A 14,645-nucleotide genomic window follows, 5' to 3' on the forward strand; every position below is an offset into this window, starting at 1 on the left:
TCCGGTCACGCGCCCGCTGGAAACGCCATCTTGACCACTTCGATGTCGGTCAACGTCGGCAATCCGGCCTCGTTGCCGAGGCGCTGGATCTTGAAGGTGGACGCGGCCCGCGCAAATTCGAAATGGTCGTGCCAGCTTTTGCTGGGATTGGCGAGGTAGGAATAGACATAGGCGCCGTGGAAGACGTCGCCGGCGCCGTTGGTGTCGATCACGCGCTCGCGTGGTATAGGAAGCGCCGGCAGGTTGTGGACCGTGCCGGTCTCGTCGTACCAGAGCAGGCCCTTTTCGCCGAGCGTGACGCCGCCGACCCGGCAGCCTCTGCACTTGAGATAATCCAGCATCTCCTCCGGCGTCTTGTCCATCTGCTCGCAGAGCCTTTCGGCGACGATGGCGACGTCGATGAATTCCAGAAGCTCATGGGTATTGGAGCGCAGGCCGCCGCCGTCGAGCGAGGTCAGGATGCCGTCCTCACGGCACAGCTTGGCATAGTGGATGGCGGCGTCCGGCTGGTGGCCGTCGATATGCAGTGCGCGGCAACCCCTCAGGTTGAGGATCGGAAAAGGATGGATGTGCTCGTCGTCGCGACAGCGGACGATGGCGCGCTTGCCATCCTTCGGCATGATGAAGGACAGCGAGGAAGTGTTGACCTTGCGCGGATGGATCGAGATTCCGTATTTCGCGCTCATGTCCTGGAACATGCGGCCGAGCCAGTCATTGGCGACGGTCGCGATCAGGTCGGGCACGATGCCCAGTTTCGCACAGCAGAACGCGGCCGTGACGGCGTTGCCGCCAAACGAAACCGCGTAGGCGGAGGCGACATGCTTTTCGTCGCCAGTCGGCATGTGGTCGGTGATGAAGGTGACGTCGATATAGGTTTGTCCGATGAAGAGGGCCTGCATTCGCTTTCCGTCATGGGCTGAAGGTTGATCCGGCCCGGCGCGGCTACATTAGCACCGGATATCGGATGGTTTCGCTGAAAATATTCGCATCGCTGCCGTCTTTGCAGCTTGAGATGCGAATATCAGGGGACTACGACCGTCCCACGGCGGCCGGCAGCATATAACGGCTGGGCACTGTGCAGGTTTCCCGGTCGGTGCGACAAAATGGGAGGGGACTTTTCCGTGATTACCGGTCTCGATCATGTCGTTGTCCTTGTCGAGGATATCGCGGCGGGCTCCGCGGCCTATCAGACGCTGTTTGCGCGGGCGCCGGCCTGGCAGAACAGCGGCGACGGCGCCGACCGCGTGCTGTTTACGCTCGACAATATGTCGCTGGAGTTGATGGCGCCCTCCGGCGCGGACGCCAATGCGGATCGAATCCGCAGCGTTCTGGCGGCCCAGGGCGAGGGGCTGGCGAGCCTGTGTTTCCGCACCAACGATATCGCCAAAATGCACCGCCGGCTCGATCGGCTCACCTTGAAACCGGAGCCGGTTGCCGAGGTCGAAAGCCGCGACGCGCTCTCCGGCGCCACGCTGTCGTGGAAGCGGACGCGCACCGCTTCGGACGCCACGCGCGGCATTCGGCTGTTCTATCTCGAACTGACCAACGAGCGTCCGCGCTCCGCGCCAACGGCGGCGGGGCCGATCACCGCGATGGACCACGTCGTGGTTTCGACGCCGGATCCCGAACGGGCCGCCGCGCTCTATGGCGCGCGGCTTGGGCTCGACATGGCGCTCGACCGTTCGCATCCGGAGTGGGGCCGGCTGATGTTCTTCCGCTGCGGCGACGTCGTCGTCGAGGTGACGCACCGGTTGGGCAAGCCCGTGGATGCGACGCGGGACATCCAGCACGACCGCCTCAGAGGTATCTGCTGGCGCGTCGCCGATATCGACGCCACCCATGCGCGGCTGGCCCAGGCCGGCGTCGACGTCTCCGAAGTCCGTACCGGCCGCAAGCCGGGCACGCGGGTGATGACCGTGCGCTCCGGCACCTGCGGGGTGCCGACACTTTTGGTGCAGCCATCGGCGGGGAAGGCGGAGTGAGTCACAACGACGTGCCACACCCGCTGACCTCATCCTGAGGAGCGCGAAGCGCGTCTCGAAGGATGGGCCACGGGCCTCATGGTTCGAGACGGCGCTGAAGTAGCGCCTCCTCACCATGAGGGTGAACAGCACCCCCGCATTCTCAAACGCTGCCCCGCGTGCTACAGCAGTCATCATGCGTCCATCGAGCGATTGATTTGGCAAAGGCAAAACGCGTTTTGAAGTGGCAGCGCGACCCCGAGGGCATGCGGATCCGCATTCTCGAGGCCGCCAAGCAGGAATTTGCTGCCCATGGCCTGGCCGGTGCGCGCGTCGACCGCATCGCGGCCAATGCCGACGCCAACAAGCGCATGCTGTATTACCATGTCGGCAACAAGGAAGACCTTTACCTCGCGGTGCTGGAGGCGGCCTACGACAAGATCCGTTCCGAGGAGCGCGGCCTCGATCTCGAACATCTCGATCCGCCCGAGGCGATCGAGCGGCTGATCGACTTCACTTGGAACTATTTTCTCCGCAACCCGGAATTTCTGGCGCTGCTCAACACCGAAAATCTCGCCAAAGCCCGCCATCTGAAGCGCTCGACCAAGGTCAAGTCGATGCACTCGCCGTTCGTCGAGATGATCCGCACCGTGGTGACGCGCGGCGTCGAAAGCGGCGATTTTCGCGTCGCCGTCGATCCGGTGCAGTTGTACATCTCGATCGCCGGGCTGTGTTTCTTCTATCTCTCGAACAGCGCCACGCTCTCGGTCATCTTCGGCCGCGACCTCCTGAAAAAGGAAGCGCGGGACGAGCGCCTCGGCCATATGGTGGCGCTGGTGCTGGCGGCGCTGACGGGAAAATCGACCGCGGATTTCGGCAAAGACAAAGTGCAGGGTTTGCGGGCTCCGGCGCATCAGCCGGTGTAGCTCCGGCGCAGCTTCGTCGTCATGGCCGGGCTTGTCCCGGCCATCCACGTCTTTCTTGGGGCGGGTCGCAGTCGTACATCCATCCACTTGTCAAACAGCCCAGCGTAAGAAGGCATAGCTTCGCGATCTCGCGGCCCGATATGCCCGAGTTTTGCGTATTTACTCCTGCCCTCTCCAAAGAGAGGGCGCGGGGAAGACCGGGTGCGCGCTGCACCCGCGGTCTCGCAGGCGTGTTGCAAAGAGATATGCTGCCTACGAGCATACAGGTTCAGCGGTGAACACACCGGCCTCCCCCACGCAACGGCTTTACGGCTTATACGAGTTCGCCCTGGTGACCGGCTTTCTTGCCACCATCGTCTGCTTCGGCTTTCGCCTCCGCCAACTTGACGTCAGCACCGGGACGTCAGGCCCACACGACTTCACCGTACGCTTTTGCCGCGCTCGTCAGTCGCAGCATCAGCGTCCATCGCATCCCACCGCACGTTCGTGACGATCGCGATCGCCCCTCTTGTCGCGGTAGACGGGCGGAGTTGAACCACTGATTTGCCCGACGGTAACAGCGGAATATTTTTTCGCGAGGGTCTGGACAGACTTTAGGTGATTTGCCCGTCGGGTTGATTTGTCGCAGGTCGACGAATGAATTCGTTATTGCGCGCACGGGCGACTCGGTCGCCAGAAGTTCTGGGAGCGAAGGCGGAAGCAGTCCATGGTGCGCCCACCGCAATTCGGGCCACCCAGCGTGGGGCAAATGTCTTGCCGCACAACCCTGCGGGAGCGGATGGCTGGGCTAAACACTTGTCCCCGCCATCCACGTCCTTTGCTGGCGCGGGACCCTCAAGTCGTGGATGCCCGGGTCATCTAGCGCGAAGACGCGCTTCGCGCTTTTGCCCGGGCATGACGGTGGAGAGTGCGATTCCGCATCCCCAAATCGTCAACAGGTCTCAAATTGTCACACCATTGGCCCTAGACAGTATTTATCCAACGGGTTAATTTCTCCTCCGAAAAGAAGGCGAGCCAGGGAGCGAGACGTGGCAGAGGCGAAGGGGCCCAGTGGTGTATCCAGAGCGCTGAACGCGGCGTGGCTGCGGCCGTTTTTGTTCCTGATCTTCATCGTGGTTGCCTGGGATCTGGCGATCCGGCTGTTCCACATCCCGGCCTATCAGATCCCGTCGCCCGGCGATGTGCTGGCGGTGCTGTGGACCGACTGGCCGGAACTGTTGCGGCAGGCCTGGCCGACCACCTACGCCACCATCTGCGGCTTTGCGCTGTCGGCGCTGTTCGGCATTCCCGTGGCGATGCTGATCGCGGGCTCGAAGACGGTGGAGAGCTACGTCTATCCGCTGCTGGTGTTCTCGCAATCGGTGCCGAAGATCGCGATCGCACCGCTGTTTGTGGTCTGGTTCGGCTTCGGCATCATTCCGAAAGTGATCTCGGCGTTCCTGTTGGGATTTTTCCCGGTCGTGGTATCGGCGGTGCAAGGCTTCAAGTCGGTCGACCCCGATATGGTCGATCTCGCGCGCGCCATGCAGGGCAGCCGCTTCCAGGTGTTCCGCGCCGTCAACCTGCCGCATGCGATGCCGGCGATCTTCTCCGGCCTCAAGGTCTCGGTGACGCTCGCGGTGGTCGGCGCCGTGGTCGGCGAGTTCGTCGGCTCCAATTCAGGGATCGGCTATGTGCTGCAACGTTCGATCGGCACCTTCGACCTGCCGACGATGTTTGCGGCACTCGTGATCCTGGCGCTGCTCGGCGTGGTGCTGTTCTGGATCGTCGATCGCATCGAAAAGCTCGTGATCCCCTGGCATGTCAGCCAGCGCGAGGACATCATTTTCGCTTCATAAGGTAAGCCGGACGGACAACAGACGATCAGATCGTCATTGCGAGCGCAGCGAAGCAATCCATGCTTGCCGCAAGTCGAAAGATGGATTGCTTCGTCGCTGACGCTCCTCGCAATGACGGGGAAAGGGAGAAAACATGATGCGGATGATAACAGCGGTTGCGACCGCCTTGATCTGGACCGCGCTTTCAGTGGTTCCCGCTTCCGCCGCCGACAAGGTCGTGCTGATGCTGAACTGGTACGTCTATGGCGAGCACGCGCCGTTCTATTACGGCAAGGCCAAGGGCATCTATGCCGCCGAGGGCATCGATCTCGAAATCCAGGAAGGCCGCGGTTCGGCGGCGACCACGCAGGCGGTCGCGGCCAAGACCGCCGACTTCGGCTATGTCGACGTACCCACCATGATGCGCGCGGCAGTGAAGGGCGCGCCGATCGTTGCCACCGGCGTGCTGCTGCAGACCAGCCCGATGTCGGCGATGGGTTTCGTCGAGAAGAACATCAGGAAGCCCGAGGACATCAAGGGCAAGACGGTCGCGATCACGCCCGCCGATTCCATGACGCAGATCTGGCCGCTTTTTTTGAAGAAGACCGGCTTGAAGGAAAGCGATTTTACCACGGTCGCCGGCGACGGCCAGACCAAGCTCAACGCGGTCATCAACGGCCAGGCTGATCTGCTGCTCGGTTACGTCATGGACCAGTCGATGAAGATCAAGGATGCCACCGGCAAGGACGTCTATCCGATCAAGTTCGCCGACTACGGCATCAACATGGTGTCGTCCGGCATCGTCGCCAACACCGATTACGTCAAGGCCAATGCCGACCTCGTCAAGCGCTTCATGTCGGCGACGACCAAGGCGGTCGAAGCCGCCGAGAAGGATCCGAAAGGCGCGGCGCAGTCGATCCTCGACGCCAACCCGAAGGGCGGCAAGATCGAGACCCTGACCCAGGGCTTCGAGCTGACGATCCCGCTGTACCGGACGCCGGAAACCAAGGCCAAGCGGCCGTTCGAGGTGACCGACCAGAACATGACCGACACGGTCAACCTCCTGGTCGAATATGGCGGGCTCGACGCCAAGGCCAAAGACAATCCGAAGGCGTTTTATACCAACGATTACCTGCCGAAGGGCGGCTCGTGAGGGTGATGCAATTGAGATGTCGTCATTCCGGGATGGTGCGTAGCACCAGACCCGGAATCTCGAGATTCCGGGTTCGATGCTTTCGCATCGCCCCGGAATGACGGCTTTTTCGAATGGACGTTGAATGAACCCCGCGACCAAACCTACCGAAACCCATCAACCCGCCGCGCATCTGCGCCTGGTGTCCGATCGCGCCGGGCAGGCGACGCCGGGAATCACGCTGTCAGGCGTGTCGAAAACCTATCGCTCGCGCGACGGCGACGTGCCGTCGCTAAAACCGCTGGATTTTCACATCAACGAGGGCGAGTTCTTTGTCGTGGTCGGCCCGTCCGGCTGCGGCAAGTCGACGCTGTTGAAGATGATCTCGGGGCTGCTCGCGCCCTCGACCGGTGAAATCCTGGTCGACGGCGAACAGGTGACGAAGCCGCACGGCAATGTCGGCATCGTGTTCCAGAACGCGCTGCTGCTGCCATGGCGCAACATCCTGTCGAACGTGATGCTGCCGATCGACATGAAGAAGCTGCCGCGCCAAGAGTACTTGCTGCGCGCCAAGGCGCTCTTGAAATTGGTCGGGCTCGAAGGGTTCGAGAAGAAGCTGCCCTGGCAGCTGTCCGGCGGCATGCAGCAGCGCGCCTCGATCTGCCGCGCGCTGGTGCACGATCCCAAGATCATGCTGATGGACGAGCCGTTCGGCGCGCTCGATGCCATGACGCGCGAGAAGATGAATGTCGAGCTGATGCGGATCCAGCGCGAGACTGGCAAGACCGTGCTGCTGATCACGCATTCGATACCGGAAGCCGTGTTCCTCGCCGACCGCGTGCTGGTCATGACCGAACGGCCAGGCGCGATCGCCGCGATCTACGACGTGCCGCTGCCGCGCCCGCGTTCGCTGGATTCGATGGCCGATCCCGCCTTCACCGAACTGGTGCAGCGCATCCGCAAGCACTTCTTCACCCAAAGCCCGCTGGACTGAAAGCTGGCCCGATGCCGTATCGCCTGACTGTGCGAGATATCTCGTTCTTTGAACGCCCGGTCGCGTTTGCGCGGCCGTTCCGGTTCGGCGCCGTCGTCATCAACGCGACGCCGCAGATGTTCGTGCGTGTCGAGATCGAGGTGGAAGGCAAAGGCAACGCTGTCGGCGCCAGTGCCGAATTTCTGGTGCCGAAATGGTTCGACAAGCGGCCGCATCTGTCGCCGGAAGAGACGGTTTCGGAGTTGCGACGCTCGCTGCTGATCGCGCGGGAACTTTATCTGGCTCATGCCGGCTACGAGACCGCGTTCGGCCTGCACGCGGCCTGCATCGCCGCACAGGCCGAGGCCTGCGCCAAGGAGGACATTCCTCCGCTGGCGGCGGGCTATGGTCCGGCCGAGATCGACAAGGCGATCCTTGATGCGTTGTTGCGCGCCGTCGGCACCAATTTTTTCGACGGCATGGCGGCGAATATCAGTGGCGTTGATGCGCGGCTGTCGCGCGATCTCAGTAACGACGATATCGCGCAGTTCCTGTCGGAACGAAAGCGACTCGAGCGCGTCGCGGTCCGGCACACTGTCGGCATGGACGACAAGGTCGAAGGCGAGGGTGGTGTTGCCGACGCAAAGGAAAACGCCGGCGCGCGCTATTTCAAGCTCAAGCTCAACGGCGATCCCGGGCATGATGCGGAACGGCTGACCCGCATCAGTGCGGAGCTGGCGACGCTGCCGCACGATTACCAGGTGACGCTGGACGCCAATGAGCAATATGCCGACCTCGGCGCGCTCGGTGCGTTGGTCGACCGGCTCGACCGCGACCCCGCGCTACGGCCGATCGCGGCCAAGCTGCTCTATATCGAGCAGCCGATGCCGCGCGATATCACCCGGGCCTCGCCGCTCGGCGCGCTCGCCCGCCGTGATTTCATCGTCGACGAGGCCGACGATTCCTATGATGCATTCCCGGTGGCGCGCGCGCTCGGCTATCGCGGCATCTCGTCGAAATCCTGCAAGGGCATCTACAAGTCGGTGATCAATGCCACGCGCGCGGCCAAATGGAGCGCGGCCGGCACGAAATGCTTCATCGCCGGCGAAGACCTGACCTGCCAGGCCGGACTGGCCGTGCAGCAGGATCTCGCGCTCGGCGCGCTGATCGGCGTTACCCATGCCGAGCGCAACGGTCACCATTATGTCGACGGCTTTGGCGATACGCCGGCCGCGGAGGCTAACGCCTTCCTGATCGCACATCCCGATCTTTATGCCCAGGACGGCCACAAGGTCCGTCTCGCCATCCATAACGGCCATCTCCTGACGGGATCGCTGACGACACCAGGCTTTGCCACCTCCGTGCATCCGGACTGGTCCGCGATGTCGCCGCTGGCGCAGCCAACAGCCAGAATATCCTTGGAGAACGCAGTATGACGACCAAACGCCTCGGCCTGATCATGAACGGTGTGACCGGCCGCATGGGGCTCAACCAGCATCTGATCCGCTCCATCATCGCGATCCGCGATTCCGGCGGCGTGCTGCTTGCGAATGGCGACCGCATGCTGCCCGATCCGATCCTGATCGGCCGCGACGCCGACAAGCTCGAGCGTCTGGCCAAGAGTTTCAATGTGACGCGATGGTCGACCGACCTCGACAAGGCGCTCGCCAACAAGGACGACACCATCTTCTTCGACGCCGCCACCACGCAGGCGCGCCCGACGCTGCTGACGAAAGCGATCGAGGCCGGCAAGCATGTCTATTGCGAAAAGCCGATCGCAACCAACCTGGACGAGGCCGTTGCGGTGCTGCGGCTCGCCAATGCCAAAGGCGTCAAGCACGGTACAGTGCAGGACAAGCTGTTCCTGCCCGGCCTGAAGAAGCTGGCGTTCCTGCGCGACTCCGGTTTCTTCGGCCGCATGCTCTCGGTGCGCGGCGAGTTCGGCTATTGGGTGTTCGAGGGCGGCTGGCAGGAGGCGCAGCGGCCGTCATGGAACTACCGCAGCGAGGACGGCGGCGGCATCATTCTCGACATGGTCTGCCACTGGCGCTACGTGCTCGACAACCTGTTCGGCGAAGTCGAGAGCGTGAGCTGCACCGGCACCACCGACATCCCGGAACGCTTCGACGAGAAAAACAAGAAGTACACCGCGACCGCCGACGACTCCGCCTATGTCACCTTCCGTCTCAAGGGCGGCGTGATTGCGCATATCAACATGAGCTGGGTGACGCGGGTCTACCGCGACGATCTCGTCACCTTCCAGGTCGACGGCACCCACGGCTCGGCGGTTGCCGGACTCACCGAGTGTATGATCCAGGCCCGGCAGGCGACGCCGCGACCAGTCTGGAACCCGGACGAGAAGCGCACCCACGATTTCTATGCCGACTGGCAGAAGCTGCCGGAGAACGTCACCTACGACAACGGTTTCAAGGAACAGTGGGAGATGTTCATCCGCCACGTCTGCGAAGACGCGCCGTATAAATATACGCTGCTGGAAGGCGCCAAGGGCGTTCAGCTCGCCGAATGCGCGCTGCAGAGCTGGCGCGAGCGGCGCTGGATCGACGTCGCCCCGATCAAGGTGTGAGGCAAGACAAGGACAAGCACCATGAACAAACCAGTCATGCCGCCATCGTCGCTGTCGCTGAAGCTGCCGACCGCCGGAGGCCTGATCGAGACCTACCGCCTGGCGGCGTCGCGGACGTTTCCGGCGAAACTCGAAGGCACGCTGAACCGCGTGGCGTTTTCCGCGGCCCACGTGGTGGCCGATCCGTTGGCCGATTGCGACCCGTGGCTGACATCGGCCGTCGACTGGGACCGGACCATTGCGTTCCGTGAGCACGTCTGGGACCTCGGCCTTGGCGTCGCCGAGGCGATGGACACTGCGCAGCGCGGCATGGGGCTGGACTGGCCGACCTCGCTGGAACTGATCCAGCGTTCGGTGCGGGCGGCGAAGGCGAGGGGCGGCGCGCTGGTGTTTTCCGGCGCCGGCACCGACCATCTCCCCGTCGAGGACGCAAAAAGCCTCGACGACGTGATCCGCGCCTATGAAGAGCAGATCGCGGCCGTTGAAAAGGCCGGCGGCCGGATCATCCTGATGGCCTCGCGGGCGCTGGCAAAACTCGGGCGCAGCGCCGACGATTACGCCAAGGTCTATAACCGCGTGCTCTCGCAGGTTCGCGAGCCCGTGATCATCCACTGGCTTGGCGACATGTTCGATCCGGCGCTGGCGAATTACTGGGGCACGGCGAACCTCGATACCGCGATGGATATCGCGGTCGGGATCATCAACGCCAGTGCCGCCAAGGTCGATGGCGTCAAGGTCTCGCTGCTCGACAAGCAGCGCGAGATCGACATGCGCCGGCGGCTCGACAAGAGCGTCAAGATGTATACCGGCGACGACTTCAACTATGCCGAACTGATCGCCGGCGACGACAAGGGTTTTTCGCACGCGCTGCTCGGTATCTTCGACGCCATCGCGCCGGCCGCCTCCTACGCGCTGTCGCGGCTCGCCGCCGGCGACGAAGCCGGCTTCCATGACGTGCTCGGGCCGACGGTGCCGCTGTCGCGCCATATCTTCAGGGCGCCGACGCGGTTCTACAAGACCGGCATCGTGTTCATGGCCTATCTCAACGGCCATCAGGATCACTTCACCATGGTGGGCGGGCAGGAGAGCACGCGCTCGACGCTGCATCTGGCCGAACTGTTCCGATTGGCGGACAAGGCCGGGCTGCTGTCCAATCCCGAACTGGCGACGCAGCGCATGAAGGCGGTGCTGGCGACGCGCGGCGTCGAGCCGTGATGCGGGATTTTTCGAACGATCATCGCTGGCTGTCGCTGAATACGGCGACCGTTCGCAAGCAGGGCGATCTGGTCGGCATCATCGAAGCCTGCGCGCGGCACGGCATCCGTGCCATCGATCCCTGGCGCGACCAGGTCGCCGCCGTCGGTCTCGACCGTGCGGTGCGGGCAGTGCGTGACGCCGGGCTCGAATTGTCGGGCTACTGCCGCGGCGGCATGTTCGTCGCCGATGCGGCGCACCGGATCGAGGCGCGCGACGATAACCGCCGCGCGATCGATGAGGCCAGCGCGCTGGGCGCGCCCTGCGTCGTGCTCGTCGTCGGCGGCCTGCCGCAATATTCGCGGCCGGGAAGCGTAGCCACCAAGGATATTGCCGGTGCGCGGGCGCAAGTCCACGATGGCCTTGGCGAAATGCTGGACTATGCGAGAGCGGCTGGCATGCCGCTCGCGATCGAACCGCTGCATCCGGCCTATGCCGCCGACCGCGCCTGCGTCAACACGACCAAACAGGCGCTGGATATTTGCGATGCGCTGGACCCTGCGCGCAGCGGCGCTCTCGGCGTCGCGCTCGATGTCTATCACGTCTGGTGGGATCCGGATGTGCTGCCGCAGATCGTGCGCGCCGGCAAGGAGCGCCTGCTGGCGTTTCACGTCTGCGACTGGCTTGTGCCCACCAAGGACATCCTCAACGACCGCGGCATGATGGGCGACGGCGTCATCGACATCAAATCGGTGCGCGCTGCGGTCGAGGCGCAGGGCTTTGCCGGCTATTCCGAGATCGAGATTTTCTCGAATGACTGGTGGAACAGGCCGATGGACGAGGTCTTGAAGACCTGCATCGAGCGGCACCGGACGGTGGTGTAGAGCTCGAAAACGAACGGCGGGCACGCCATCGAAGCGGTGTGCCAAGTTCGCTCAGCGCGGCGTATTCGCTGTGCCAATGATGGGCGATGTTGTCTCGCAATTGAACGGCGCAAGTGCGCGCCTTCGAGTTCCCGGTTCCAGATTTAACCTTTTTCGGCGCTATTCAGCTTAACAAAGGGTTATCATTGTGCCCGCGCCCGCTCCGGCGTTAGCTGTTTCGTAAGGATGTTTATCCGCAGCGACGAGCGACACCATGAAAATCTTCTACGCGATTGCAACTCTCGCCCTTTTGTCCACATCGGCCGCCGCCGAGGGATGGGACGTCGTTGAGCGATGTACCTACAGCAAGTTCTTCGGCAGAATGTGCACGACGTCCTACCGCGAGGCGCCGTCGCGCAGCCTCGCCCAGGAACAGGACGACGAAAAAGCAAGGCGCGCCTCGATCGAGAAATGGGAAGCGTTTTGCAAGCCGACGCGCACCTATGACAATGAAGGCGTCGGCCGCCTGGTCTACGCCAAGAAGGGCTGCGAATTCGGCCGCAGCGAGTAGTCGATACTTGTCGCGCCTGCGCCGTGTTGTGCGGCGTGCGTGAATGAGTTCCGTCATGCGTCGTGTGAGCTCGCACCGCATTTTTCGTGGCGGCGAGACGGCTAAAGTTTTAACGACAAAATTGCGAACCGGTTAGTTACGCTGCTTTACCGCGCCTCAATGCCTGTCCGTCATTGCTGACGGGTAGTGCTTATTTCGTGAGGCAACCAACATGCGTATCGTCTTCGCGGTCTCGATTGTCATCGCCTCGATCTCGTCGGCGTCAGCCCAGTTCGCGATGGATCACGGGCATGCCGCGGATGCGGTCCAGGCCACCCAAGCAAAACAGTCCGCGGCCGCGGCCAAAGCCCGGGCCATTGCCAACGGTGATCCGCTTCTGCCGAGCCAGTCGACCGACTTCGCCGTCGGCGGTCGCACGACGATCAAGGTAATTCCGCGAACGGAGGAAGAGCTCAAGGCCGACAGGTTGGCGGAAGCCGAATGGAGCGCGCGTTGCAAGCCGACCGTTGAGGAAGACCGCGACGGCATACGCCGAACCAAATATGCCGAGAAGGATTGCGACCTCTCGCGCTTCAACACCGCTGGGAACTAAAGCCTTATCGGTTCTGATTGAATCAGAACCGGGCTCTACTCTTTTGTTTTGACGCGTTTTCTTGACGCGAACCGGTTCCCACTTCGCTGGAAAACGCTCTAACCACAATCTATCCCGATCGGCCGCGCATCCGCGCGCCGTCTACGGATCAATCCAGCGATCCCGGCGGCGGTCGTCCGCCGGCTTCCCGGCATGACGTTATTTCTTGTTGCCGTAGCCCGACTGCAGGCCTCCGACGCCCTTCTGGCTCGGTGCCGCAGCGATCGTCTTGATCTTTTCCTTCTTCGGCTTCTTCTTTTCCCGATTACCCTTTTGCTCGCCCTTGGGCATACCGATCTCTCCCTGCGTTGATGTCGTCCGGTGTCTTGAAGGGGCATCGAACCATGCAAAGGTAGCGATCTGGCGCGCAATAGATAGAGCCGGTCGAGCAAAAGCGGATTTAATTTCAATCAGCCGGGCTTGCCATGTCGTAAGGTCGCGCGGCGATTCTCTTCGTACTGCGAGGCATGAAGGCCATCGGACCATGATGGCAGCGCGTTCGCGCGTTTCGATGGATCTGGAACAGGCAAAGTGAGCATTGTATGAGCGAACGGCTGGACACCCTGAAAAAGGCAAGGGAGCGCATGGTCGAGGAACGCGATGCGCATGCGAAGGTTCTCGCCGCCGCGTTCGATCGCGACAAGGCAGAGCGGGCGCGCGCCAAGTTCGTGGAGACGCAAACATTGATCGATGCGATCGACCGCGCCATCGCCGGCGACCAGCCCGGCGCTTAGTCTAATCCGCTGATTTAGGCCCGCGGCCTCAGCCGGCCTGACACGGCACGCTCGAAAATCCGCGAAACCGGACCCGGCCGCCGCGCACCGGTTCGCCGCGGAGCGTGTAGTTCGGGAACCGCGCCAGAAAGCGCGAGATCGCGATCGCGCCTTCGAGCCGCGCCAACGCCATCCCGGCGCATTGATGTGCGCCGGTGCCGAAGGCGAGATGCCGGTTCGGCGTGCGGCCGATGTCGAGGCGTTCGGGATCGGCGAACTGGGCAGGATCGCGATTGGCCGCGCCGATGCACAGCGTTACCGGCGTGCCCGCCGGCATCGCGATGCCGCCGAGTTCGACCGGCTCGACCGTCATGCGATTGCCGAGCTGGTTGGAGCTTTCGAACCGCAGCATCTCCTCGACGGCGGTCTTGATCAGCGCCGGGTTGTCGATCAGCCGCAGCTTTTCGGCCGGATAACCCAGCAGCGCGACCAGTCCGTTGCCGATCAGGTTGGTGGTGGTCTCATGGCCGGCGTTGAGCAGGAAAATGCAGTTGTGCAGCAGTTCCTTTTCCGTCAGCCGCTCGCCACTGTCTTCGCCCTGAATCAACCGCGTCAGCACGTCGCGGTCGGGATTGCCGGGCTTGGCGCGGCGGCGCGCCACCAGGCCTTCGAGATAGGCCAGGAAATCCTTCACCGCCTTGTTGCCGCGCGCAAAGACGTCCGGCGCGACGACAGGCTCCAGCGCCCCCAGAATGGCCAGCGACCAGTCACGCAGGGGCCCGCGTTCGTGCTGGGGCACGTCGAGCAGATTGCCGATCACCTCGATCGGGATCGCGGCGGCAAAGTCGTCGATCAGGTCGATCTTGCCCTTGGCGGCGATGGCATCGAGCAGCCGGTCCACCAGAACAACAAGGTCAGGTTCCATGCCGGATATCGCACGCGGCGACAGCGCACCCATGATCAGTCGTCGCACCCGGGTGTGGGCGGGGGGATCGTTGAAGACGAGGCTGGTGGTGTGGTGCTCGTAGAGCAGGGAGGCGCCATATTTGGGCGCAAACTCCTTCTTCTTGTCCGAGGAGAACACCTTGGTGTTCTTGTAGGCCGCGACCAGGTCGTCATAGCGGGTCAGGAACCAGGAGCCGTTCGGCAGCCGCTTGACCGGTTCGTGCTCCCGCAACGCGCGATAAGTCGGGTAGGGGTTGACGTAGAAATCCGGCGTCAGTTTCTCGAGGTCGAACGTGGCAGCCAGTTCGCGTGCATCCAGGTTCATGGCGCTTCAT

General features: G+C 62.9%; 15 protein-coding genes. 12 read left to right on the forward strand and 3 right to left on the reverse strand.

Going from position 1 to position 14,645, the window contains the following annotated elements; translation table 11 throughout:
• Positions 1-5: 5 nt before the first annotated feature.
• Positions 6-899, reverse strand: a complete 894-nt coding sequence (locus FFI89_RS10285) for a sugar kinase (RefSeq protein ID WP_138835274.1) — start codon at positions 897-899, stop codon at positions 6-8.
• Positions 900-1,121: 222 nt separating this feature from the next.
• Between FFI89_RS10285 and FFI89_RS10290 the strand changes: the two genes are divergently transcribed.
• The 11 genes from FFI89_RS10290 (at position 1,122) to FFI89_RS10340 (ending at position 12,613) form a co-directional block, all read left to right on the forward strand.
• Positions 1,122-1,982: a VOC family protein gene (locus FFI89_RS10290; protein ID WP_138835276.1), complete on the forward strand. Its 861-nt coding sequence runs from the start codon at positions 1,122-1,124 to the stop codon at positions 1,980-1,982.
• A 197-nt stretch (positions 1,983-2,179) separates the two neighbouring features.
• Positions 2,180-2,887: a TetR/AcrR family transcriptional regulator gene (locus tag FFI89_RS10295; RefSeq protein WP_210249101.1), complete on the forward strand. Its 708-nt coding sequence runs from the start codon at positions 2,180-2,182 to the stop codon at positions 2,885-2,887.
• A 1,028-nt stretch (positions 2,888-3,915) separates the two neighbouring features.
• A complete protein-coding gene (locus FFI89_RS10300; protein WP_138835278.1) occupies positions 3,916-4,725 on the forward strand; it encodes an ABC transporter permease in 810 nt (269 codons plus the stop codon).
• Between the two features lie 133 nt (positions 4,726-4,858).
• Complete coding sequence (locus tag FFI89_RS10305; protein WP_138835280.1) at positions 4,859-5,857, forward strand: ABC transporter substrate-binding protein; 999 nt, start codon at positions 4,859-4,861, stop codon at positions 5,855-5,857.
• Positions 5,858-5,981: 124 nt separating this feature from the next.
• Positions 5,982-6,830, forward strand: a complete 849-nt coding sequence (locus tag FFI89_RS10310; protein WP_138835283.1) for an ABC transporter ATP-binding protein — start codon at positions 5,982-5,984, stop codon at positions 6,828-6,830.
• Positions 6,831-6,841: 11 nt separating this feature from the next.
• Positions 6,842-8,245: a hypothetical protein gene (locus FFI89_RS10315; RefSeq protein WP_138835285.1), complete on the forward strand. Its 1,404-nt coding sequence runs from the start codon at positions 6,842-6,844 to the stop codon at positions 8,243-8,245.
• Positions 8,242-9,393, forward strand: a complete 1,152-nt coding sequence (locus FFI89_RS10320; protein WP_138835287.1) for a Gfo/Idh/MocA family protein — start codon at positions 8,242-8,244, stop codon at positions 9,391-9,393. Before FFI89_RS10315 ends, FFI89_RS10320 begins: the two co-directional genes overlap by 4 nt.
• A gap of 21 nt (positions 9,394-9,414) precedes the next feature.
• Entirely contained in the window at positions 9,415-10,608 is a 1,194-nt protein-coding gene (locus FFI89_RS10325; protein WP_138835289.1) for a dihydrodipicolinate synthase family protein, read from the forward strand.
• Positions 10,608-11,471 (forward strand): sugar phosphate isomerase/epimerase, encoded by an 864-nt coding sequence (locus FFI89_RS10330; protein ID WP_138835291.1) that lies wholly within the window; start codon positions 10,608-10,610, stop codon positions 11,469-11,471. Before FFI89_RS10325 ends, FFI89_RS10330 begins: the two co-directional genes overlap by 1 nt.
• Before the next feature lie 253 nt (positions 11,472-11,724).
• Complete coding sequence (locus FFI89_RS10335) at positions 11,725-12,021, forward strand: hypothetical protein (protein WP_138835293.1); 297 nt, start codon at positions 11,725-11,727, stop codon at positions 12,019-12,021.
• Between the two features lie 211 nt (positions 12,022-12,232).
• Positions 12,233-12,613, forward strand: a complete 381-nt coding sequence (locus FFI89_RS10340; protein WP_138835295.1) for a hypothetical protein — start codon at positions 12,233-12,235, stop codon at positions 12,611-12,613.
• A 198-nt stretch (positions 12,614-12,811) separates the two neighbouring features.
• Here FFI89_RS10340 and FFI89_RS35160 read toward each other — a convergent pair whose 3' ends face one another.
• A complete protein-coding gene (locus FFI89_RS35160) occupies positions 12,812-12,943 on the reverse strand; it encodes a hypothetical protein (protein ID WP_256379176.1) in 132 nt (43 codons plus the stop codon).
• 251 nt (positions 12,944-13,194) lie between these two features.
• Between FFI89_RS35160 and FFI89_RS10345 the strand changes: the two genes are divergently transcribed.
• Positions 13,195-13,386: a hypothetical protein gene (locus tag FFI89_RS10345; protein ID WP_138835297.1), complete on the forward strand. Its 192-nt coding sequence runs from the start codon at positions 13,195-13,197 to the stop codon at positions 13,384-13,386.
• A 28-nt stretch (positions 13,387-13,414) separates the two neighbouring features.
• Here FFI89_RS10345 and FFI89_RS10350 read toward each other — a convergent pair whose 3' ends face one another.
• Positions 13,415-14,635, reverse strand: a complete 1,221-nt coding sequence (locus tag FFI89_RS10350) for a cytochrome P450 (RefSeq protein WP_138835299.1) — start codon at positions 14,633-14,635, stop codon at positions 13,415-13,417.
• Between the last annotated feature and the right edge of the window lie 10 nt (positions 14,636-14,645).

The sequence above is a fragment of the Bradyrhizobium sp. KBS0727 genome, from assembly GCF_005937885.2.
Lineage (GTDB): Bacteria > Pseudomonadota > Alphaproteobacteria > Rhizobiales > Xanthobacteraceae > Bradyrhizobium.